This is a genomic window from Janibacter indicus (genome assembly GCF_900176385.1).
In the GTDB taxonomy this organism is placed as follows: Bacteria; Actinomycetota; Actinomycetes; order Actinomycetales; family Dermatophilaceae; genus Janibacter; species Janibacter indicus.
Map to the genome: position 1 here is coordinate 1 of NZ_FWXN01000008.1, position 21,429 is coordinate 21,429.

The following is a 21,429-nucleotide window of genomic DNA, read 5'->3' on the forward strand; positions in this document are numbered from 1 at the left end:
CGGAGTAGTTCTTCCTGGCCATGATTCTCGAATCATCTCGCTTCCCCAGCACCAGGTGCTGGATTCTGCGTGTCCAAGAACCGGGGTCAGGCCCCCCCTCATCCGACTCGATGGGCCCGCCACCGCCGGCACCGGCTCCCCCGCCCCGGCCACCCTCACCGGCCACGACCTCGCCGACCTTGTCCGCGACGTCGTCCCGACCGTGACCGTCCTGGCCGAACCCGTCGACCACGACGACACCCCCCGCGTCCTCGCGTTCGGCGCCCAGGTCGACGTGCGCACCGTGCGCGCCGGGACCCGCACCGACGACCCCACCGGCCCACTGACCCCCGACCAAGTCGCCGGATACCTCGCCAAGTACTCCACCAAGGACTCCAGCAGCCTGCACGGCCACGGGCAAAACCGGCCCCACATCATCGCGCTGCAACACCAGTGCCGTCAGATGGCCCAGCGCGCCGCAGCCTTCCACGCCCCCGACCACGACTACCGGCGCATGCACAAATGGGTGCGCTGCCTCGGCTTCCGCGGACACTTCGGCACCAAGTCCCGCCGCTACTCCATCACCCTCGGAGCACTACGCCGCGCCCGATCACGCTGGCAAGAACTCGCCGCCCAATCCCGACGCACCGGCACCCCCATCGACACCCGCGACCTCGAAGCCCGCCTCCTGGCCGACGACGCCGACGAAACCACCCAAGTCATCGGGTCCTGGACCTACACCGGCACCGGCTGGCGCGACGACACCGAAGAAGCACTCGCCCTCGCAGTCGCCGCCCGCTCCCGCGAATACGACCTGTGGAAAGCCCAACGACGCACCACCCGACGTGGACACTAGAGACAGGGGAAAGACATGGACCAGAGCACACCGACACCGGACGAGGCCGAGCTGCCTCGGCTGCTGACCACCAAGGACGTGGCGCGAGCGGTGCAGGTCTCGCCGTCGACGCTGTGCCGTTGGCGGCACTCCGGGGAGGGGCCGCGCGTGACGTGGCTGTCACCCTTCATCCCGCGGTACCGCCGTGAGGACGTCGACGCGTGGCTGAGGAAGGCGGCGGCGTGAGCATCCAGAAGACCCCGAACGGGCGCTTCCGGGCGAAGTTGAAGAGCGGACGGGTCAACGTCGCCAGCCGTGTCTTCGACACCCAGCGGGAGGCCAAGGCGTGGCTGGCGCGCGAACGTGCGGCCCTGTCCGGCGGGGTCGACCCACGGGCGGGGCGGCAGCGGGTCCGGGTCCTCGTGGTGCAGTGGCTCGAGGTCCGGCGCACGACGGTGGCCGCGAAGACCTACAGGGCAGACCAGGACCTGCTGCGGCTGATGCCGACCAGCATGCTGGCGCTCCACGTGTCAGCGGTCTCGGGTCGGGAGGTCGCCCGCTCCTTCGAGAGCCTCCTCTCTGACGGTCTCGCCGAGAGCTCGGTCCGACGCTTCCGAGCCAGCCTCTCCTCCTTCTTCGCTTGGTGCGTGCGCGAGAAGATCGTCCTGGCCAACCCGGTCATCGGCGTGACCGTGCCCAAGCAGTCCGGCGAGGTCGAGGAGATGGACCCCTTCACCGAGGAGGTCCTCGAGGAGGTCCACGCCGCCTGGGCCACGGCCTCGCCGCATCTCGCGGACCTGCTGCTGGTGCTGGCGTGGACGGGCTTGCGGTGGGCGGAGGCTCGGGCGATGCGGGTCGAGGACGTCATGCAGGTCCCGACTCCCGGTCTGCTCGTCCGACGCTCGCAGCCTGAGGGTCAGGCGGTGAAGGCCACCAAGGGGCGGCGGTCACGTCGAGTGCCCTTGGCCAACCGGGTGCTGCCGATCGTGCTGCGGTTGTCGGAGGGCAAGGCCCAAGGGGATCTGCTCTTCACGACCGAGCGAGGGGCGCAGCTGCACCGCTCTGCCGTGCTCCGCTCGGTCCACTGGCCGACGACAGGTCGCGGCCGCCGGATCCACGACCTGCGGCACACCGCGGCGTGCCTCTGGCTGAGTCGTGGGGTCGATCCCGGGACGGTGCAGGCGTGGATGGGTCACGAGTCCATCGCGACGACGAACAGGTACCTGCACTTCCTCGGCACGGGCGCTGACCGGGCGGGTCTGGACCGGCTCAATGCCGCGCCGGGGGGCACCGGGGGGACACATCGCGAGGCGGGGTCGGAATGACAAAGCGAAACCCCGGCCGAGTTTCCAGCGTTTTCGCTGGTCGGCCGGGGTGTCCCGGTGGTGGAGCTGAGGGGATTCGAACCCCTGACCTTCTCATTGCGAACGAGACGCGCTACCAACTGCGCCACAGCCCCGAGAACGACGGCAACCATAACACCGGCGTGGCCGGGACTCGCAATCCGGGCGACTAGAGTCGGCAGACCATGGACCTGTGAGGAGCCGCATGAGCGACGAGCGCCGCCCGAAGGGAGTGCGGCTGCCCCGCATCCCCCGCCGCCTGCCCCAGCTGCCTGCGGCCCCAGCGCCTGAGCGCCAGATCGTCATCCAGACCACGCCCCCGACGCCGTCGGCCCCAGCGACGGTCCCGCCGACCTTCCGGGCGGCCTCGGAGTGGGTCTGGCGCAGCCTGGTCATCGGCGTCGGGATCCTCGCGCTGCTCTGGATCATCTCGAAACTGTCCGAGGTCGTCTTCCCGGTGATCATCGCGCTGCTCCTCGCGGCCCTCCTCGAGCCGCTCTACCAGCGGCTGCGCGTGGTCCTGCCCCGCGGGCTGGCCGCCGGCGTCACGGTGCTCGGCACCCTCGCCGTCCTCGTCGCGCTCTTCAGCTTCGTCGGCAACCAGTTCGCCGACCAGCTCGACGACATCGTCGGCCAGGTGACCCAGGGCATCGAGGAGTCGCGCGAGTGGATCGTCTCCACCTTCGGTCTCACCGAGGGCCAGATCACGACGTGGCTCACCGAGCAGTGGGCCAAGGTCGCCCAGGGCGAGGACCTCTCGGCCCGCGCGACCCAGGCCGGCCTGACCGTCGGCCACCTGCTCACCAGCTTCTTCCTGGCGATGTTCTCGCTCTTCTTCTTCCTCTACGACGGGCCCGGCATCTGGGCGTGGATCGTTCGCCTCTTCCCGCGCGGCGCCCGCGCCAAGGTCCTCTCCTCCGGCGCCATCGCCTGGAACCAGCTCAAGGCCTTCACCCGCGCGACGATCCTCGTCGCCGGGGTCGACGCGCTCGGCATCGGCCTGGGCGCCTTCGTCCTCGGCGTCCCCTTCGCCTCCGGCATCGCGCTGCTCGTCTTCATCGGGTCCTTCGTCCCGATCGTCGGAGCGCTCGTCTCCGGCTTCATCGCGGTCGCGCTGGCCTTCGTCGCCAAGGGACCAGTCACTGCCCTGATCATGCTCGGCGTCGTCATCGCGGTGCAGCAGCTCGAGTCGCACGTGCTGCAGCCGCTGCTCCTCGGCCGGGCCGTGCGGGTTCACCCGCTCGCGGTGATCCTCGGCATCGCCACGGGCATCATCGTCGGCGGCGTCATCGGGGCCCTCGTCGCGGTCCCGACGGTCGCCGTGCTCAACGCCGTGGGCCACAACCTCCTCGACCCCGAGCCCGAAGACGTCGACGACCCCGCCGACCTCGTCGAGTCACGGGAGCAGGGCGAGGAGATCCGTGAGGACGTCGCGGAGGACGACGAGCGCAGCCGCCTCGAGTCCTGATGGACGAAGGGGGCTCAGCCCCAGCCGGCGATGGCCGGCAGCTCGTCGTCCTCGACGTCGATGACCTGCGGCACGTCGTCGGCGGCTGCTGATGCAACCGGAGCGGCGGTCGGCGCGGGAGCCGGCTCGGGCCGGTGGGCCGCGGCCTTCATCGTGTAGACGGGGCGCGGTACGGGGGTGGGCTGCCAAGTGCCCGGCTCGGCCTCGGCGACCGGGGTCGCGACCTCGGTCTCGGGCTCGGCGGCCGGGGCGGCGGCAGCGACGTCGTAGATGCGCTCGGGCGCGCGGGGCGCGGCGGCCGGAGCAGCGCTGGCCCGGGGGGCGCTCGGCGCGTTCGGGCGTGCGGCGGCCCGCTCGCGACGAGCCGCGGCACGCTCGGCGGCACGGGCCCGACGCTCGACCTGCACGGCCTGACGCAGCCAGCCGAAGGCCGCGACGGTCCCGACGAGCCAGGCGAGCCCGACCCACCAGGGCAGCGGGCCGAAGGCCGCGACGAGGGCGACGACGGGCAGCAGCACGGCCATCGTGAGCAGCACCAGACCGCGCACGCGACGGGGGGCACCGACGGCCGGCTCGGCGAGGCGGCCGCGCTGCGGCGCCTCGGCACGCTGCGGAGCCTCGGCGTGCTTGACGGTCACCTCGGGTCGCGCGGCACGCACCGGAGCGACGGAGTAGGAGCGCGGCGTCGGCTCGGCCGACTCACGACGCAGTCGGTGGTCGTCGAGGACCCGCATGGCAGCGGAAAACCGGTCGACGGACCGCACGGTGGAGAGGTGGTCGCGGCGCTTGATCCAGTACTGGAGGAGATAGACAGCCCAGATCGCCACGACGAGGACGAAGATGAGGCTGCTCGGCTGCACGAGGACAACGCTATGAGGACGAGCACCGCGCGTGGCGCAGGCTACTCGGTGTGTCGCGCACGTGACGGATGTTGTGGGTGTGACACGCGCGCCGTGAGCCCTCCGGGACCGAGCTCCTCGCGCACGACGGCGAAGCTGCGGTGGTCGCGCCAGTCCCCGTCGATGTGCAGGTAGGCACGCCGCAGGCCCTCCTCGCGCAGCCCCAGCTTCGCCGCGACGGCCAGGCTCGCGGGGTTGTCCGGGCGGATCTCCAGCTGCACCCGGTGCAGGTTGCGGCCGCGCGGGTCCATGAGGTGGTCGGCGATCGTGGCGACCGCCGTCGGGGCGATGCCCCGGCCGGCGACCTCCTGACCGACCCAGTAGCCGATGCTCGCCGAACGCAGCGCGCCTTCGACGATGCTGCTGGCCGCGACCATCCCGACGAGTCGCCCGGCGACGACGACCACCAGGCTCAGCCCGCCGCCGACGCGGGCCTCGCGCCGCAGCGCCCGCACATAGCCCCCGAAGTCGGCCGCGATGTCGCGTCGCGCCGGCCCGCCGGGCGGCACCGTGGGGTCCCACGGACGCAGCCAGTCGGCATTGCGCTCCCGCAGCGCGACGAACTCGGCGCGGTCCCCCCTTCGCACGGGACGAAGGGAGATCTCCTCGCCCGCAGGAGTGGTCCCGGTAAGGACGACCTCGCGCGAGCGCCTCACTGCGGCAACGTGACCCGGCCCTCGAGCCGGGTCCCGTCCGCCACCGTCGTCGGCTCGCTCGCGACGACCTCGACATCTCCCACGGCCACGACGTCGGCACCGAAGGTCACATCGCCCTCGACGGCGAAGCTCGTGCACTCGCGCAGCGAAGGAGCCCCGGCGGGGAAGCGGGCGTCGAAGTCGGCGAGGAACTTGTAGCTGCCGTCGAGGCTGACCCGCGGGTCCTTGCGCTCGATCCGCGAGACGACCCGCCAGGCCTCGTCGAGCTCGAAGACGTCGCTGCGCACGAGGAGCAGCTCGTTGGTCGTCTTGACCGGACGGAAGCGCGAGCGCGGCACGCGCAGCGCGACGCTGCCCTCGAAGGCCTCGACGGCCGTGCCCATCGCCGACTCGATCTGGATGATCGGGGTGGAGTCGGCGCGCGTGGGGTCGACGGTCTTGCGGTTGATGATGATCGGCAGGCCGAGGACGCCGTCGCGCTCCCGCAGCAGGGCGTCGAGCTCGTCGAGGCCGACCCACAGGTTGTTGGTGTTGAACCAGCCGTGGCGCGAGGTGTCCTGGAAGAGATCCTCCTCGCCGTCGACGACCATGGCCGACTCGCGCAGGACGATCCGTCCGTCGCTGCGGCGCACGGCGACGTGACCACCCTTGCGGTCGTTGGCCGTTCGCTCGGCGACCTCGGCCGCGAAGGGGATGCCCTCGGCGAGCAGCCAGGCCGCGATGTCGGGGTCGCAGGTCGCGCCGAGGTTGTCGGAGTTGGAGATGAAGGCGTAGCGGATGCCGGCAGCGCGCATCTGGTCGAGCAGGCCGGAGGCGGCGAGCGAGACGTAGACGTCGCCGTGGCCGGGCGGGCACCACTCGAGGGTGGGGTCGTCGGGCCAGGTCACCGGCGCGAGGGTCGCGGCGTCGAGCTTGGGCTCCATGCTCTGCACGAAGTCGAGCGGCAGGTCCTGGCGCGCCAGCTGCGGGTAGCGCTCGAGGATCTCGAGCGACTCCTCGCGGGTGCGGAAGGAGTTCATCAGCACGAGCGGCGGGCGGGTGCCGTAGCGCTCCTCGAGGGCGATGAGCTGGCGGGCGATGATGTCGAGGAAGGTCAGTCCGTCACGCGCGACGACGGCCGACTTGGGCCCGGACATGCCCATGCTCGTGCCGAGACCGCCGTTGAGCTTGATGACCGCGACCTTGGCCATCGCGGCCCGGCGCTCGTCGTCGCTCACCTCGATGGCGGCGAGCTCGGGCGGGTCGACGAGCGGCTCGATGCTCTCCTCGGGGATCGTGCCCTGGGCGCCGTCGGCGAGCTGCTGCCAGTAGTCCTCGAAGACCGCCACGGCCCGCCGGTCGACCCCGCGCGCGGTCATCCTGGCGACGGCCTCGTCTCGCCCTGCTGCTCCCATGCCGGTCAGCCTACGATGCGCTCATGGCGCCCGCCCGGAGGACGAAGGGAGAGATCCGTCGCCTCCTGCGGGCCCGGCGGCGGGAGCTGGCGGCCGCTCGAGACCTCACGGCAGACGGGGCGGCGCTGGCGGAGCACCTCCTCGACCACCCGCCGGCGGGCTGGCCCGGAGCCACCCCGGGCGCCGCCCCCACGACCGTCCTGTCCTACGAGTCGCTGCCCCACGAGCCGCCGACCGCCGGGGTCAACACCGCCCTGCAGGCGGCCGGCCACCGCGTGCTCGTGCCGATCACCCTGCCCGACATGCGGCTGGAGTGGTGCGACCTCGCCGACCCCGACCGCACCCCGCTGGGCATCGATTCCCCCACGCGCGCCGACCTCGTCCTCACCCCGGCGCTGGCCGTCGACACGGCCGGCACGCGGCTCGGGCAGGGCGGCGGCTGCTACGACCGGGTGCTGCCGATGCTCGCGGAGGGCACCCCCTTCGTCGTCCTGCTCCACCCCGGTGAGGTCACCGACGAGCCGCTGCCCGCCGACCCCCACGACGTGCCGGTGGCGCTCGTGCTCACTGCGGACGGGTGGAGCCGGGCACGAGCGTGAGGGTCTCCTCGGTCGACTCCTCGACGGCGCGACGGGTGCTCGGCCAGGGATAGGTCTCGCCCGCGAGCCAGGCCTGCGTCTGGTCGTCGTAGTGGTCGCTGAAGGGGTGCCCCGAGGCCCCGGTCTGGTTGACCCACCGGGAGGCGTCGAGGTCGCCGAGGTCGACGACCATGCGCATCGACGGCGCATTGGTCACGCCGAATCCCTCGGGCGCGGCCCAGGCCATCGCGTTGACCGTCGAGGTGCCGCCGGCGACCGGGTGCGACCCGCCGTTGACGAGGCGGCGCACCGGCCCGGGCACGTCGTCGCCGCCGAGCACCTGGTGGCGGAAGGTCACCCGGTGCAGCTGGTCCCACCGCCACGTCGTCGGGTCCTTGCCGAGCTCGCGGGTCAGCTCGAGTCGGGCGTCGACGAGGGCGCGCCGCAGGATCTCGTCGCGGCCCTCGAGCACGCCGGGCGTCGTCCGGTCGTCCCACCAGCCGCTGCGCGGCTTGTCGAGCAGCTGCTCGATCGCGGTCCAGTAGGCCGACTCCCCGCTCGCCGGCAGCTCGGCGGGCAGGTCGTCGTCGAAGGTCAGCCGCACGAGCTGCTGCCACACGGCGTTGAAGTACATGGCGGCCGCGGCGTGCGAGCCCCCACCGGACGGCTGGCTGTCGTCCCAGTCGCGCAGCAGGTCCCGCGCGTCCTCGGTGAAGTCGTCGTCGAGGTCGATCTCGAGCAGCCGGTCGACGAGCACCAGCGCCAGCCCGTGGTGGGTGTCGAGCTGCACCCGCGCCATCTTGTCCGGGCTCACCCGCTCCTCGCTGAGCAGCAGGTCGTGGATGCGTTGCGACCGGTAGCCGTGGTCCCACTCCGTCGTGAGGAAGGGGGTGGTGCTCGCCGTGACCTGCTGGTTGGCCGTGACGACCAGACCCTCCTTCGGGTCGAGCGCCCACGGCAGGTCCTCGAAGGGCACGTAGCCCGTCCAGTCGTAGGTCTCGTCCCAGCCCGGCGCCGGCAGCCAGCCCGGCGGGTGGTCGCCGATGCCCTGGCGGACCGGCACCCGGCCGGGCGCCTGGTAGCCGATGTGACCGGCGGTGTCGGCGTAGACGAGGTTCTGGCTGGGGACGGCGAAGTCCTGTGCCGCAGCGCGGAACTCGTCGAAGTTGCTCGCGGTGTTGAGGCCGAAGATCGCGTCGGCGGTGCGCCCCGGCTCGAGCGCGGTCCAGGCGAGCGAGACGGCGTAGCTCTGCGTGCTCCGGCCCTCGACCTCGACCTCCTCCCCCGCCTCGGCGACCGTGGGGACGACGTCGGAGAGGATCGGCCCGTGGCCGGTCGAGCGCACGGTGATCCGCTGTGTCTTGCCACCGGCGACCCGGATCCGCTCGACGCGGGTGTCGAGCGGCACGAGACGCCCCTTGCGCAGGTAGCGGTCGTCGGTGATCTGCTCGAGGTAGAAGTCGGTGACGTCCGGCCCGAGGTTGGTGAGGCCCCAGGCGATGTCGCGGTTGTGCCCGATGACCACGCCCGGCACCCCGGCGAAGGTGTAGCCCGAGACGTCGAAGGGGCAGGCGTCGCTGACCTCGCGGCAGTGCAGCCCCATCTGGTACCAGATGCCCGGCTGCGTCACCCCGAGGTGCGGGTCGTTGGCGAGCAGCGGCTCGCCGGTGGTCGAACGCTCCGCGCTCACCGCCCAGGCATTGGACCCGACGCCCTCGCCGTGCCCGAGGAGCGGTGGGACGGCGTCGATCGCGGCGACCGTCTCGGTCATCGCAGTGCGGGCCTGCGAGGTACGAAGGGGGACGCCCTCCCCCTTCGTCGTGAAGGCGGGACGCTCCTGCGTCGACGGCCGCCAGTCGCGGCCGGACAGGATCGGGGCGTGCTCACGGGTCGGGTAGGCCGGGTAGAGGTCCTCGATCATCGCGTCGCTGACCCGGCCCTGGAGCAGCGCGCGGGTCAGCTCGCCGTCGTAGTTGCCGCGCAGGTCCCAGGCCATCGCCTTGAGCCAGGCGAGCGAGTCGACCGAGGTCCAGTGCTCGACCTGGTACTCCGGGAGGGTGAGGTCGAGGACGGTGTACTCCAGGGCCATCGACGCCGTGGAGCCGTGCTCGTCGATCCACGCGTTGACCCCGGCGGTGTAGGCCGAGAGGGCCTGCCGGGTCCGCGGGTCGAGCGTCGGCAGCTCCGCCTCGGCGACGCGTCGCCAGCCCATCGTGCGCACGACCTTGTCGGTCTCGACACCGGGCTCGCCGACGAGCTCGGCGAGGCGACCGGCGGTGATGTGCCGCCGCAGGTCCATCTCGAAGAACCGGTCCTGAGCTTGCACGTAGCCCTGCGCCCGCATGAGGTCGCCGGTCGTGTCGGCGTAGACGTGGGGCACGCCCTGCGCGTCGCGCAGCACCTCGACCTTGCCGTCGAGCCCGGCCAGCTCGATCGTCCCGCTCGTCTGCGGCAGGGGTCGGCGGCCCTGACCGATGACGACGCCGGCGAGGACCACCGCGGTGACGAGCACGAGCGCCAGCACGACGACGAGGGTGCGGCGGACCTTACGCACGAGGCTCACCCTGCGAGACTATGCGCAGACGACGGGCGGAGGAGGTCTTCAGGTGACGATGGGCGATCCTGCGGCCGCGGGCTTCGACCTGTCGCAGCTCTCGCTCGTCCTGCTTGCCGGGTCGCTCGTGCTCGTCGTCGCCGTCGCCGCCGTGCGGCTGGCCACCCACTCGGGCCTGCCGACGCTCCTGCTCTACCTGGCCATCGGTCTGGCGCTGGGGCGGGAGGGGCTGGGCATCCCCTTCGACTCCGAGCAGATGGCGCAGGTGCTCGGCTACTGCGCGCTCGTGCTCATCCTCGTCGAGGGTGGCCTCACGACGAGGTGGTCCTCGATCCGCGCGTCGGTCGCCCCGGCGCTCGCCCTCTCCACCGTCGGCGTGCTCGTGTCCGTCGCCGTGGTCGCCGTCGCGCTGCACCAGATCCTGGACACCGACTGGCGGATCAGCCTGCTCATCGGCGCGATCCTCGCCTCAACCGACGCGGCCGCCGTCTTCTCCGTGCTGCGGGTGGTGCCGCTGCCGCGGCGGCTGTCCGGGATGCTCGAGGCCGAGTCCGGCTTCAACGACGCCCCGGTCGTCATGCTCGTCACCGCCCTCTCGCTGCAGATCGCCCACCCCGCCGACGCCGAGCCGTGGTGGGCCATCGGCCTGCTCGCCATCGCCGAGCTCACCGGCGGGGCGCTCATCGGTCTGGCGATCGGGTGGCTCGGCGGCAAGCTCATGCAGCGGCTGGCCCAGGGCACGTCCGGGCTCTTCTCCCTCGGGGTGATGTCCATCGGGGTGCTCGCCTACGCGGCGGCCGCGACGGTGCACACCTCGGGCTTCATCGCCTGCTACCTCGCTGCGCTCGTCCTGGGCAACATGCACCTGTCGCACCGTCAGTCGGTCACCGGCTTCGCCGAGGCGCTCGGCTGGCTCGCCCAGATCGGCCTCTTCGTCATGCTCGGCATGCTCGCCCGCCCCTCCGGGATCGTCGAGGAGATCCCCCGCGCGATCGTCGTGGGGCTCGTCCTGCTGCTCGTGGCCCGGCCGCTGTCGGTGCTCGTCTCGCTCACCCCCTTCGGCGTCCCGTGGCGCGAGCAGGCCTTCCTCTCGTGGGCCGGTCTGCGCGGGGCCGTGCCCGTCGTCCTCGCCACGGTGCCGGTGACCACCTCCGTGCCCGGCGTCGAGTGGGTCTTCGACCTGGTCTTCATGCTCGTCGTGATCTTCACGCTCGTGCAGGCGCCCCTGCTGCCGTGGGTGGCCCGCCGGCTGCGGGTCACCGAGCCGGCGCTGGCGACCGGGGTGGTCGTCGAGTCGGTCCCGCTCGAGCAGCTCGGCGCCGAGATGCTCGAGGTCGCGGTCGTGCCCGGCTCCCGCCTGGCCGGTGTCGAGGTCTACGAGCTGCGGCTGCCGCGCGGGGCCAATGTCTCGCTCGTCGTCCGTGACGAGGCGACCTTCGTCCCCGACGCCCACACCCGGCTGTTGACCGGCGACCGGCTCCTCGTCGTCACCCCCGGGGCGCTTCGCGAGGCGACCGAGGCCCGCTTCCGTGCCGTGTCGCGGGCAGGTCGACTGGCCGGGTGGCGGACCGACGTATGATATGAGCCGATATGCCTACCTATGCCTACGCCTGCGCCGACTGCGGCCACGCCTTCGACATCGTCCAGTCCTTCAGCGACGACGCGCTGACGGTGTGCCCGCAGTGCGACGGCACCCTGCGCAAGCAGTTCAACGCCGTGGGCGTCGTCTTCAAGGGCGGCGGGTTCTACCGCAACGACTCGCGCTCCAACGACTCGTCCTCCTCGAGCTCGAGCGACTCGTCCTCCTCGAGCGCGTCGGGGTCGTCGAGCAGCTCCTCGAGCGCGTCGAGCTCCAGCTCGTCCACAAGCTCGAGCGCTGCGACCGCGTCGTCCACCGCCAGCTGACGCCTGCCCCGACCGGCCCGCCGCGCCCCTAGCGTCGGGCCATGGCCGCATCCGCTCTCGCCCAGCACCTGCCCTCGCTCTTCGGGCCCTCCCGACGTGCCGCGTGGCGCCTCTCGCTCGCCCGCCGGGCCCTTGCCGCGCTGTCGATCCTGCTCGCACTGCACCTGGCGCTCGGCGCGCTCGCGCCGGCCGAGAGCCTCGCCCCGAGTTCCTCGACACCCACCGGCCCCGAGCTCTCCCTGCCGCTGGCGATGCCCGCAGACCACCTCTCCCCCGGCGACCGGGTCGGCGTCTACCTCCCCGGCCGTGCAGAGCCCGTCGTCGCCTCGGCCCGCTTCCGCGGGGGCGACGAGGACGCGTCCGGGCGCAGCGTGGCTCGGATCACGCTGCGCGACAACGACATCGGCGCGATCCTGCGCCAGATGGGGGTCGACGGGCCGACCCAGGGCGGCTTCGTGCTCGTCCGCCACGGCTGATGCGACACGACGGGTGGCGCATGGCCGCGCAAACGGCCTCCCCATGGTCCACACTGAAAGACGAGCGGCCTCGGTCGCGACCCCTGTTACCCAGTTGAAGGGAGACCCTCGTGAAGGGCTTCAAGGACTTCCTCATGCGCGGCAATCTCGTCGAGATCGCCGTCGGTCTGATCATGGCGACCTCGTTCGGCACCGTCGTCGCGACGTTCACCGAGCTGCTGCTGTCGGCCATCGCCAAGGTCGTCGGCGCCAACCCCGACTTCACCAGCTTCAAGCCGGGCGACCTGCCGGTCGGTGCCTTCATCACCGCCGTCATCGCCTTCCTCATCCTCGCCTTCGTCGTGTACTTCTTCGTCGTGAAGCCGTACACCGCGATGCGTGCGCGCTTCGTCGCCGCCGAGGAGGAGACCACCGACGAGTCCGTCGAGCTCCTCCGCGAGATCCGCGACTCCCTGCGCGCCGGCCGCGCCTGAGTCACGCCACGAGCACGACCCAACGCCCGCCTCACTCCCAGTGAGGCGGGCGTTGCTCGCGCAGCCAGCGGTCGTGCTCGTCCTCGTCGGGGCGCTCGCCCCAGCCGCGGTCGGTGTCGTCGCGGGTCTGCTCCGGGCGGGTGCGCGGCCGAGGCGTCCGCGGCTGCTCCTCGGGTGCCTGCCCCTCGGGCGTCTCACTCATGACTGCTCCTGATCTCCGATGGCTTCGCGCACCGCTCGGGCGACCTGGGCCTCCTGACGTGCCGGGTCGGCGAAGATGTCCACGGCCCACAGCCGCAGGTGGTGCCACCCGAGGTCGGTGAGTCGCTCGACGAGGATCCGGTCGCGCTGCCGGGTCGACGCCAGGCCGGCGTAGCCGGGCCCGTCGACGTCGACGGCCAGGAGCATGCGCTCGGTGTCGCGGGGGTCGGCGACGGCGATGTCGATACGGTGCTCGCCCATGCCGACGCCGGTGCGCACCGACAGGCCGCCCTCGCGCAGCCTCTGGACGAAGCCGTCGAGCAGCGGGCTGAGCGCGGGAGGCTCGGGTTCCTCCTGCGGGGTCCGGTCGGCCAGACCGGCCAGCAGGGTGCGCAGCGCGCGATGCCCCGGCCGGTCGCCGTGCTCGCCGGTGAGGTCGTCGGCCTCGAAGGTCGTCACCCAGGTCACGCTGCGACGGGCGCGCGTGGCCGCGAGCAGGACGAGCTCGCCCCCGGTGTCGCCGCTCAGCGCACCGAGACGTCGCACGACCCGGCCCTGCGGCGTGCGGCCGAACCCGACCGAGACGATGACCGCGTCGCGCTGCTCGCGCTGCCAGCGGTCGGCGGGCTTGATGAGCAGGGGCTCGGGCAGCTCGGCGATCGCCCGCGCGATGGCCGGGTCACCCTGGGCGAGCTCGGCCACGGCATCGGCGATCCGCTCGGTGTGCGCCCGACCGAAGGTCACGATGCCCACGGAACGCCCCGGGTGCCCGCTCAGCTGGCGGCGCAGCCTCTCGAGCACCGCCTCGACCTCGACGGTCGAGCTCTCGACGAGCCCGGTGCGCTCGTCGAGGATGCCCAGGCCCTCGACGCGCACGAGGTGGACGTCTTCGCGGGCGAGGGGCGGCGGCGGGTGGACGAGCTCGCCGGCGGACGAGCCGTCGACGAGCAGGTTGGCGACCCGCGGGCGGGGGTAGGCGCTGTCCCGCAGCGCGGCGGTCGGGAGCACGTCTGCGGCGACGTCGGCGAGCGAGCGCTTCGGTGCTGCAGGTGCGGACACGCCGGCGTCCGCGGACCAGGTCGCGGGCGGCAGCTGGCCGCGGTCGCCGATGACGAGCAGCTGGCCGCCGCGGGCGATCCCGGAGAGGGTGCGGGCGAGCGAGGTGCGCGAGGCGTCGTCGACGACGACCAGATCGAAGCGCTCGTCTCCCGGCAGCACCTGCCCGATGACGAAGGGGGACATCGCCCAGGCGGGAGCCGCGGCGCGCAGCAGCCCGCCCCACGAGTCGAAGGCCCGGGTCCACGGCGGTCGCGCCACGATCCCCTCGTGGGCGGCGGCGACCTCACGCGCGGCGGAGCGGAAGCGCCGACCCTCGACGTGGAAGCGCTCCCGCTGCCGGGTAGCGATGCGAGCGACGTTGGCGCCCAGGCTCGCCCGGTCGGCCTCGACGAAGGTGCGCAGTGCCTCGTCGAGGCTCTCCCCGGTGATCGCCGAGTACCGCTCGTCGCGGCCGGCCTCGGCGAGGACCGAGGTCCACCAGACGAAGCGGACCTCGTCGGCGACAGCGTCGGGCGCGACCCGGCGGGCAGCGAGGTCGTCGAGCAGGTCGCCGAGACCACGGGCCCGCAGGTCGTCGAGATCCTCGATGACCTCGGGCACGGCACGCACGCCCGTCGTGTCCTTGGCGAGAGCGTCGAGGCGGGCGGTCAGCTCCTCCCACGGGGTGTCGAGCAGGTCGCCGCCCGCGTCGGTGTCGGCGAGCACGGACCCCACATGGGTCAGGTCGGCGTAGACGCGCTCGTAGGCGGTGTGCGCGCGGTCCATGTCGGCCGGGATGCGGGGGCGTCCGCCGCCACCGGTGAGGCGCGACCAGGAGCGACGCTGCTCGGCGGCCAGCCGCAGCGCGGCGTGGAGGTCCTCGGGCGGGCGACCCGGGCGCAGCAGTCGGCGGGCCTGACCACGCAGGCGCCGCCGCTCGATGGCGCCGAGCGCCTCGAGGTCGGGCGTGCCCTTGGGCGCGGTGGCCGCGAGCAGGTGGTCGAGCGGGGTGTCGAAGACCTCCGGCCGGAAGACCTCGAGGGTGTCGCGGATCTCCTCGATGCCGGCGAGGAACCGACCGAGGTCGGCCGGGCGCCCGGACCGCGGCTCGGCGATGTCGGCGAAGACGTCGCGCACCGTCGTGCGCAGCGACGCGAGGCTGCCGTCCTTGCCGCGCAACCGCTCCAGCGCCGCGAGCACCTCGTCGACGTCGGCCGTGGAGGTCAGCCGGGCGCCCTGCCAGGGCTCGTCGCTGCGCTCGGGGCGCCAGGCCTTGCGGGTCGCGACACCGGTGAGCTGCGCGGCGAGAGCGTCCCTCCCTTCGGCATCGAGGGCGGCGAGCGTGCGGCCGGTGATCCGGACACGGGAGCGGGGCGCCGGTCGGCACGTCGACAGACCGACGATCGCGTCCTGGGCGTCGGCGATGGACACGCCCCAGGGCTCACGCGGCTGGTGCATGGCGTGGGTGTGGCCGTCGAGGATGCGGGCGGCCGACGCCGCGCGCCGGCCCGGCTGGCTGAAGGAACGGTCTGAGTCCGGCAGCCCGCGGGGCCAGCGCTCGGTGACGATCGCGGGGTCGATCTCGGCGGCGGGGTCGGTGACGTGGACGAGCAGGTCCGCCAGGCCGGCTGGGCGCAGCTCGCCGGCGACGGCCTCGATGGCAGAGGCCTTTTCGGTGAGGAGCAGGACGGAGCGGCGCTCACCGGCGGCCTGCGCGATGACCGAGGCGACGAGCCGGGCGACACCGGTTCCGGGCGGCGCGTCGACGTAGAGGTCCTGACCGTCGGCGACGCGGTCGAGCACCGCCTGCTGGTCGGCCGTGACGTCGAGGACGGCGGAGTCGGCAACGCTCGGCGCCTCGGCCTCGGGCGAAGGGAGTGCCTCGCCCGCCAGCAGCGCCGCCGCCGGGCCCTGCTCGAGCGCACCCGACTCGGTGAGCCGGGAGAGGTCGGCGAGCGCCTCGGCCTTGCCGTAGGGGAAGGCCGCCAGGACGATCCGCGAGGAGATGGTGAGCTCGGGCAGGTCGGCGCACTGCTCGCGCAGGGCGTCGAGCACGGGCGTGGGGTTGAAGCCGCGACCGTCGCCGCGGCCGAGGTCGGCGAGGGCCTCGCCGTCGATGTCGCGCCTCAACGCCCGACGCAGGTAGGTCAGGAGCGCGGGGTTGATCTCGACCCGGGGGGCCAGGTCGAGGGCGAAGTCGGGCCCGGGCCGCAGCCGCCGCAGGGCGGCTCGGCGGAGCACGACCGGGGCGAGCGGGCGCTCCTCCTCGCCGGGCACGTGCCACGAGGCGGCGCCCATGGCGAGGAAGCAGGTGTGCACGCCGTGCTCCTCGGCGATCCGCTCGACGTGCTCGGTGAGGCTGGCCGCCCGGCGCTGTGCCCGCAGCAGGGCCCCGGGCTCACGGACGAGGTCGGACAGGCGGGCGTCGCGGCCGGAGAGGAGCATCGCCACGCCACCGGGGTGGGCGTTGGTCAGGTCGACGACGTGGGGATCGCGGGTCGGCCAGATGAGAGTGTTGGGGCCGCCGAGCTCCATCAGCTCGCGGCGCAGGGAGGAGACGTCGGCCGGCGCCTGGGCAGGGGTCGTCGGCACAGGAGTCACGACGCCAACGCTAACAACCGGAGCGGCGCCCCAGCGGGACCAACAGCCCGAGCAGCAGCGCCGCGCCGCCGGCGAGCAGCCCGAGCGCCGGGTAGCCCCACCAGCCGACGACGACGCCCGCCAGGGCTCCCCCGCCACCACCGGCGAGGCCCATCGCGACGTCCGACAGTCCCTGGGCCGCAGGCCGCTGACGCAGTGGCACGGCGGCCGTCAGCAGGGTCGAGCCGGCGATGAGGGTGCAGGACCAGCCCATGCCGAGCAGCACCAGCGCCGCCGTCAGGCGAAGGGAGTGCCCGCTCGCGGTCGACGCGGCGAGCAGGCTCGCGGTGAGCAGCACCCCCGCACCGACCGCGATGACCGCCCGGGAGCCCCAGCGGTCGACGGCCCAACCGGTGAGTGGTGAGAAGGCGTACATCCCGACGACGTGGAGGGAGATGACCAGACCGATGATCTCGAGGCCGGCGTGGCCGTGCCGCATGTGCAGCGGGGTCATGATCATCACCGACACCATGACGACGTGACCGAGCGCCATGGCGACCACGCCCATGAGGGCGTCGGGTCGGGTGCGGATCACCGCCCAGCCGCGGGTCGCCTCCCCTTCGAGCCCGGCCGTCGGGTCCGGCTCGTCGTGGTCGACCTGCAGGCTGCGGGCGGTCAGGAGCGGGTCCGGCCGCAGCGCGGCCGTGAGGACGAGGGCGGCCAGGGCGATACCCACGAGCGAGAGGACGTAGGGCCCGACGAGCGCCGGCAGGTGTAGCTGGCGGGCGACCCACTGCCCCGGACCGGTGAGGTTGGGGCCGGCCACCGCCCCGATCGTCGTCGCCCAGACGACGACCGACAGGTGGCGGCCACGGTGCGCGTCGTCGGCCAGGTCCGTCGCGGCGAACCTCGCCTGCGAGTTCGCCGCCGTCGCCCCGCCGAAGAGGAGGAACCCGACGAGCAGCACCGCGAAGGAGCCCACCACCGAGGCGGCCACGATGAGTAGCCCGCCGAAGATCGCCATGAGGTACCCCGTGGTCAGGCCGGGGCGCCTCCCCTTCGCCGCCATGACCCGCGCCACGACGAGGGCAGCGAGCGCGCCGCCCAGGGTCTGGGCGGTGCCGCCGAGGCCGGCCCAGGTCTCGCTGCCCGACACGTCGGCCGCGAGCAGGGCCCCGACCGCGGCCCCGGCGCTCACCCCCACGCCCCCGAGGACCTGCGACCCGGCGAGGGTGGCGACGGTGCGCCGCTGCAGGGCCGGGATGCTCACCGAAGGGAGTATGACGCGTACCCTGTCCCGTGGCGTGGTCGCCTCACCGCACCGCGCCGGGCCTCCGTAGCTCAGGGGAAGAGCACTTCTCTCCTAAAGAAGGTGTCGCAAGTTCGAATCTTGCCGGGGGCGCCGCCATTTATCGGGGATCTTCAGGCTGGCTGACCTCTCGAAGCCGGCTTCGTGGCCGGGTCATCCCCCGGAAGTGCTCCGCCCAGCCCGTCTAGTGCACGCGCACGGCGTCTAGTTCGCCGTCGTAGAGGTGGGCGTAGATCCGCGCCGTGGTGGCGATGGAACCGTGCCCCATTGCCTTCTGGATGAATCAAAGGTCTGCTCCGGCCATCCGCGCGAGGCTACCGAAGGTCCTCCTGAGGTCATGCGGGGTCACATGGTCCAGACCGAGCTGCCCGCGAGCCGCATCAAACCCTGACCGGCGCCGCCAGTTCCGACTCCGCATGTACGTCCCCTCGGGCGACGGGAACACCAAGTCGCGGCTGGACTTGCCGTCGACGCGGTCCGCCAAGAGATCCGCTATCCGACGTGGGATCCCGACGTACCGGTTCGAGGCTTTGCTCTTCGGCTCGCTCACGTCCATCCGACCGCACCGGCCTCACCGCCATCTACGCGAAACGCGGATCAGTGTCGACAGAAACCTGGATGCCTCTCATACACGGCGCAGAAGAGAATCGACGTGCTTGCTTTCTCGGCCAGCTTTCTGCATGATGCATTGCCGGACTTCGTAGACGCCCCAAGAGAACGTGCTTCGGTCGGGGCTCGGATCAGGCTCATCCTGGGGGACCCCGACTCGCGAGCTGTGGCTGTGCGCGGAAATGAGGAAGAAATTGGCGACTCGGTCATTCAAAGATGCCGGTTGACATGGAAATATCTGCGGCCTCTTGAGGGCACAGAGGGCATCGACCTCCGACAGCATGGCTGCACTCTCTACCAATCAATTTTTCGGTTTGATTGGGAGATGCTCGTCAACCAGCACATCTATGGAATCCCAGCCAGCCAGGCCCCGGTCTTCCACTTGAACGGGCTTCACGAGGGAACCCTTTCGCAGCATTCGAGAGATGGGCACAGAAGGTGTGGGAGACCGCTAAAGCCCCACCGGACACGGGTGAACCAAATCGGCGATCGTGACGCTGGAGGTCTCGACAATGTCGAATTCTGAATCTGATTCAGCGGAGAAGTCCAAATGGACCGTGGACTCCACAATCGAATCATAAAAAACCTCTGAGAGCATCTGGACTTCACCGTTCCCGTCGAGGACATACCCCTGCACTTCAACGACCGCGGAGAACGTGCAATCGAGGAGGGCTGAGTAACTAAAAACGTTACCGTCAACGTCCTCGACCGTGAACTCTTCCACCTCCGCAAGATGGACCTCAGTCACCTCCGGAATCCCCAGGACGCCAACGTCAGTAATCTGAAAGTTGCCCCCAAGAAGACTGCTTGGGGTCGAGTATTCAGTGATGTTCCAATCAATCTCTGAGTCCCAAGAAGGACTATGCCCATCACTGTCAGCTGTTACGAATTCTTGCCACGATCGCCAGGCTCGTAGGAAGTTCTTGGACACAACCTCTTCCGTTACCTCCTCAAGCAGTGTGTCCACATCCTCAGTTGCGGGAGGGATCGCGTACCCTCTCATGTGGATCTGGCGAAGGTTTGCGATGCGCATCTCTACATCGAGCTCTTTGCCGACCTTCTCAAAGTCTTTAACGTTACCGGTAACGAAGATCGGGAACTCCCCACCCGCGCAACGACCCAGAGCATCTCTGACTATGGAGGAGTCGACCGCCCCGGTCTTGACATTCGTCTTCGTGGTGCCCCCCCCTTGCCGGCAATTTGATCCAGAAGAGCCGCGACCGCCGATTCGCCCAGCATTGGGATGACCTCAACGTTCGAAATTTCCCCGAGCCGGGAAATGACTCCCTCTGGAGTGCTCATTTTCTTGTTAATGGCGACGTCCTGATCGAATGCATCGGCCTTAACTAAAATCGAGTAACTCTTGCGCAGCGCCGCCAAATCGCGTTCGCAGTGAGACACCCACTCATGTGCGACCTGCTGCGGCACCCAAACTGGAATCTCGTACTTCCCTAGCCGCTTGGCAAGACTTTCGATTGCTTCGTAGTCCGGATGTCCTTTGCCCCACAAGTTCGTGTCAAGAACCACGGCAACCGGCTTCTCCCACTCGTCACCCTCCAAGCGATCCACGGCGCAACTCCTTTGACTGGGTAGACTCTGGGCATGGGACGAACGGACTACGTCAACGATCATAAGGCCCCCGCCGCGAACACAGTCGTGCCATCAGTCGTCGCCGTGGTGCAGTCGCCCGACAAGCGAGTACTGCTGATCCGTAAGACGGACAACAACTTGTGGGCCCTGCCTGGGGATGGTCACGAGACCGGCGGCCGGTAGGAACATCACCAAAAGCCGGAGGAGCACGAGGCCGACAAGCAGGAAGATGTCTGCGATGCTCCGCTAACGGGCCGGCGGGCCGGATTGATCTAGTCGCGCATGTCGTAGAAGCCAGGCACGATTCGGACCGCCTGGATCATTTTCGAGGGGCGAGCTCGCCGCACACGCATCACATAGCACCCCTAGATTATTGCGATCAGCCCGTCAGGCCCGTAGCAACGGCGACGCAAGCGAGCCCGAGGACGGCGAGCGCAGCAAAGCCGTGAACAGCCTTACCGCAGCAGTCAAACTTCCGGTTCGCGATGCTTGAGAGATCGACGACTTGTTGCCAAATATCGGTCCGAACATCGACGCGCTGAGCGTGCTGGAGCAACTGCTGCGGCGTGGCGTTGACAAGCGATGGCCAAGCGAATCGGTTCAGATGGGAGTAGCGAATCGCGCTCTGGGGTGCGATCGCCCGCACGAGCCAATAGAGCGTCCAGGCGGCCGCGAGGACGGCACCAACGGCGAGCACACCCACTACAAGAGCGGCTAGACAGCCCTCACGCAATGCACTGGCGATGGTCCCTGCATTGGTGATGAGCATGGTCACCAGGACCCCGAACCCGGCGGTGAGAATGGTGGCCTTGCTATCCGCAAAGCGGACCCAGTTAGCCATCTGGTCCAGCGCCTGGAAGCCACCGTCGGTGGGGTCAACCTTGATCCCCGCTCCCGGCGGCGGGCACAAGCTGCGGTTACGCAGCACGCGACCGTACCCCCTCAACTGGCCAACGACGGGTGATGCGCCACTCCGTATAGGCGGCGAGCCAATGCGCGGCCCAGGCGGTGGCTGTAGCGGCGGTGTGCTCATCGGGCCTCCAGTCCCCCCGGTCGGCGACGCACAGGTTGCCATTCAGATACAAGTGAGGCGAAGGAATCCATCTGCGACCCGCACTGACCCCGAGCTGGGGTCCGCCGATCTTTGCTACCGACGGCAGTCCCCGGTCACGACGGAGAACGACAATCACCTCAAACTTGCCGCGCCCGGTGTCAATCTCGCCGATCCAGCACGGGGCGGCCTTCTCGCTGGCGGGAACGAAGATGAACTTGGGAAAACACCTCTTCATATCCTCAATGTGCCAAGCGAGCGCGTCGCTGTCGTCCCACCAGTGGGTGGGGGTATCGGGGCCATCGGCCGGTTCGTCTTCTCCACCATGGAAGGTGTGATTGGCAACAGGGCTGACGGTGCCGTGGTCGGTGTGGGTGTAATTACCACTGTCGGAGGCGGTTACACCGCTAAAAACGATCTGGCCATCCATGGTGACGTAGCGGGGCACATCGATCTTGAAGTGGCCAAGCAGGGCAGCGATGGTCATGGTA

The 21,429-nt window shown here is 70.7% G+C and carries 20 protein-coding genes and 2 tRNA genes; 10 read left to right on the top strand and 12 right to left on the bottom strand.

The features are described from left to right. Positions 1 to 55: 55 nt before the first annotated feature. The 3 genes from B9B60_RS10435 to B9B60_RS10445 are packed head-to-tail and all read left to right on the top strand — an operon-like array spanning position 56 to position 2,139. The gene (locus B9B60_RS10435) at positions 56 to 835 is read left to right on the top strand and encodes a replication initiator (protein WP_327078586.1); all 780 of its coding nucleotides are present in this window, start codon (positions 56 to 58) and stop codon (positions 833 to 835) included. Between the two features lie 15 nt (positions 836 to 850). Next, entirely contained in the window at positions 851 to 1,060 is a 210-nt protein-coding gene (locus B9B60_RS10440; protein ID WP_084451355.1) for a helix-turn-helix transcriptional regulator, read from the top strand. Beyond that, the gene (locus B9B60_RS10445; RefSeq protein WP_084451555.1) at positions 1,057 to 2,139 is read left to right on the top strand and encodes a tyrosine-type recombinase/integrase; all 1,083 of its coding nucleotides are present in this window, start codon (positions 1,057 to 1,059) and stop codon (positions 2,137 to 2,139) included. The genes B9B60_RS10440 and B9B60_RS10445 overlap by 4 nt, the downstream gene beginning before the upstream one ends. 58 nt (positions 2,140 to 2,197) lie before the next feature. On the opposite strand, the gene B9B60_RS10450 is transcribed toward B9B60_RS10445, so the two are convergent. Next, positions 2,198 to 2,273 (bottom strand) — tRNA-Ala (locus tag B9B60_RS10450). Positions 2,274 to 2,362: 89 nt separating this feature from the next. Here B9B60_RS10450 and B9B60_RS10455 point away from each other — a divergent pair. Continuing rightward, positions 2,363 to 3,625 carry an AI-2E family transporter gene (locus tag B9B60_RS10455; RefSeq protein ID WP_084451356.1) on the top strand — a complete coding sequence of 421 codons (1,263 nt, stop codon included), beginning with the start codon at positions 2,363 to 2,365 and terminating at the stop codon, positions 3,623 to 3,625. Between the two features lie 14 nt (positions 3,626 to 3,639). Here B9B60_RS10455 and B9B60_RS10460 read toward each other — a convergent pair whose 3' ends face one another. From B9B60_RS10460 to B9B60_RS10470, 3 genes are read right to left on the bottom strand one after another with little or no spacing between them, the layout of a single operon-like run. Further along, positions 3,640 to 4,485: a hypothetical protein gene (locus B9B60_RS10460; RefSeq protein WP_084451357.1), complete on the bottom strand. Its 846-nt coding sequence runs from the start codon at positions 4,483 to 4,485 to the stop codon at positions 3,640 to 3,642. Positions 4,486 to 4,526: 41 nt separating this feature from the next. Next, on the bottom strand, positions 4,527 to 5,180 hold the full coding sequence (locus B9B60_RS10465) for a GNAT family N-acetyltransferase (RefSeq protein WP_084451358.1): 654 nt from the start codon (positions 5,178 to 5,180) through the stop codon (positions 4,527 to 4,529). Next, on the bottom strand, positions 5,177 to 6,574 hold the full coding sequence (locus B9B60_RS10470; protein WP_084451359.1) for a UTP--glucose-1-phosphate uridylyltransferase: 1,398 nt from the start codon (positions 6,572 to 6,574) through the stop codon (positions 5,177 to 5,179). The genes B9B60_RS10465 and B9B60_RS10470 overlap by 4 nt, the downstream gene beginning before the upstream one ends. A gap of 23 nt (positions 6,575 to 6,597) precedes the next feature. Between B9B60_RS10470 and B9B60_RS10475 the strand changes: the two genes are divergently transcribed. Next, positions 6,598 to 7,173, top strand: a complete 576-nt coding sequence (locus tag B9B60_RS10475; RefSeq protein WP_084451360.1) for a 5-formyltetrahydrofolate cyclo-ligase — start codon at positions 6,598 to 6,600, stop codon at positions 7,171 to 7,173. On the opposite strand, the gene B9B60_RS10480 is transcribed toward B9B60_RS10475, so the two are convergent. Next, complete coding sequence (locus B9B60_RS10480) at positions 7,139 to 9,715, bottom strand: penicillin acylase family protein (RefSeq protein ID WP_084451361.1); 2,577 nt, start codon at positions 9,713 to 9,715, stop codon at positions 7,139 to 7,141. The two genes, B9B60_RS10475 and B9B60_RS10480, sit on opposite strands and share 35 nt — an antisense overlap. Positions 9,716 to 9,764: 49 nt before the next feature. On the opposite strand from B9B60_RS10480, the gene B9B60_RS10485 reads away from it, so the two are divergent. The 4 genes from B9B60_RS10485 to mscL all read left to right on the top strand — a co-directional run bounded on the left by B9B60_RS10485 (position 9,765) and on the right by mscL (position 12,560). Then, entirely contained in the window at positions 9,765 to 11,285 is a 1,521-nt protein-coding gene (locus tag B9B60_RS10485) for a potassium/proton antiporter (protein WP_084451557.1), read from the top strand. Between the two features lie 11 nt (positions 11,286 to 11,296). Beyond that, on the top strand, positions 11,297 to 11,611 hold the full coding sequence (locus tag B9B60_RS10490; protein ID WP_084451362.1) for an FmdB family zinc ribbon protein: 315 nt from the start codon (positions 11,297 to 11,299) through the stop codon (positions 11,609 to 11,611). A gap of 41 nt (positions 11,612 to 11,652) precedes the next feature. Beyond that, complete coding sequence (locus B9B60_RS10495) at positions 11,653 to 12,087, top strand: hypothetical protein (protein WP_084451363.1); 435 nt, start codon at positions 11,653 to 11,655, stop codon at positions 12,085 to 12,087. A gap of 110 nt (positions 12,088 to 12,197) precedes the next feature. Beyond that, positions 12,198 to 12,560: a large conductance mechanosensitive channel protein MscL gene (gene mscL, locus B9B60_RS10500; protein ID WP_084451364.1), complete on the top strand. Its 363-nt coding sequence runs from the start codon at positions 12,198 to 12,200 to the stop codon at positions 12,558 to 12,560. Positions 12,561 to 12,591: 31 nt separating this feature from the next. Here the strand turns inward: mscL and B9B60_RS17195 are convergent, their stop codons facing one another. From B9B60_RS17195 to B9B60_RS10510, 3 genes are read right to left on the bottom strand one after another with little or no spacing between them, the layout of a single operon-like run. Then, positions 12,592 to 12,762: a hypothetical protein gene (locus B9B60_RS17195; RefSeq protein ID WP_159451192.1), complete on the bottom strand. Its 171-nt coding sequence runs from the start codon at positions 12,760 to 12,762 to the stop codon at positions 12,592 to 12,594. Continuing rightward, a complete protein-coding gene (locus B9B60_RS10505; protein WP_143445540.1) occupies positions 12,759 to 16,400 on the bottom strand; it encodes a DUF4011 domain-containing protein in 3,642 nt (1,213 codons plus the stop codon). The genes B9B60_RS17195 and B9B60_RS10505 overlap by 4 nt, the downstream gene beginning before the upstream one ends. Before the next feature lie 10 nt (positions 16,401 to 16,410). After that, positions 16,411 to 17,649 (bottom strand): MFS transporter, encoded by a 1,239-nt coding sequence (locus B9B60_RS10510; RefSeq protein WP_234993841.1) that lies wholly within the window; start codon positions 17,647 to 17,649, stop codon positions 16,411 to 16,413. Positions 17,650 to 17,709: 60 nt separating this feature from the next. Here B9B60_RS10510 and B9B60_RS10515 point away from each other — a divergent pair. Then, positions 17,710 to 17,781, top strand: a tRNA-Arg gene (locus B9B60_RS10515). A 967-nt stretch (positions 17,782 to 18,748) separates the two neighbouring features. Here B9B60_RS10515 and B9B60_RS16915 read toward each other — a convergent pair. The 4 genes from B9B60_RS16915 to B9B60_RS10535 all read right to left on the bottom strand — a co-directional run bounded on the left by B9B60_RS16915 (position 18,749) and on the right by B9B60_RS10535 (position 21,425). Continuing rightward, on the bottom strand, positions 18,749 to 19,330 hold the full coding sequence (locus B9B60_RS16915) for a hypothetical protein (RefSeq protein ID WP_143445541.1): 582 nt from the start codon (positions 19,328 to 19,330) through the stop codon (positions 18,749 to 18,751). A gap of 101 nt (positions 19,331 to 19,431) precedes the next feature. Continuing rightward, on the bottom strand, positions 19,432 to 19,866 hold the full coding sequence (locus B9B60_RS16920) for a hypothetical protein (RefSeq protein WP_143445542.1): 435 nt from the start codon (positions 19,864 to 19,866) through the stop codon (positions 19,432 to 19,434). A gap of 400 nt (positions 19,867 to 20,266) precedes the next feature. Continuing rightward, complete coding sequence (locus B9B60_RS10530; RefSeq protein WP_084451368.1) at positions 20,267 to 20,815, bottom strand: Pycsar system effector family protein; 549 nt, start codon at positions 20,813 to 20,815, stop codon at positions 20,267 to 20,269. Then, entirely contained in the window at positions 20,805 to 21,425 is a 621-nt protein-coding gene (locus B9B60_RS10535) for a type II CBASS E2 protein (RefSeq protein WP_084451369.1), read from the bottom strand. The genes B9B60_RS10530 and B9B60_RS10535 overlap by 11 nt, the downstream gene beginning before the upstream one ends. Positions 21,426 to 21,429: the final 4 nt, after the last annotated feature.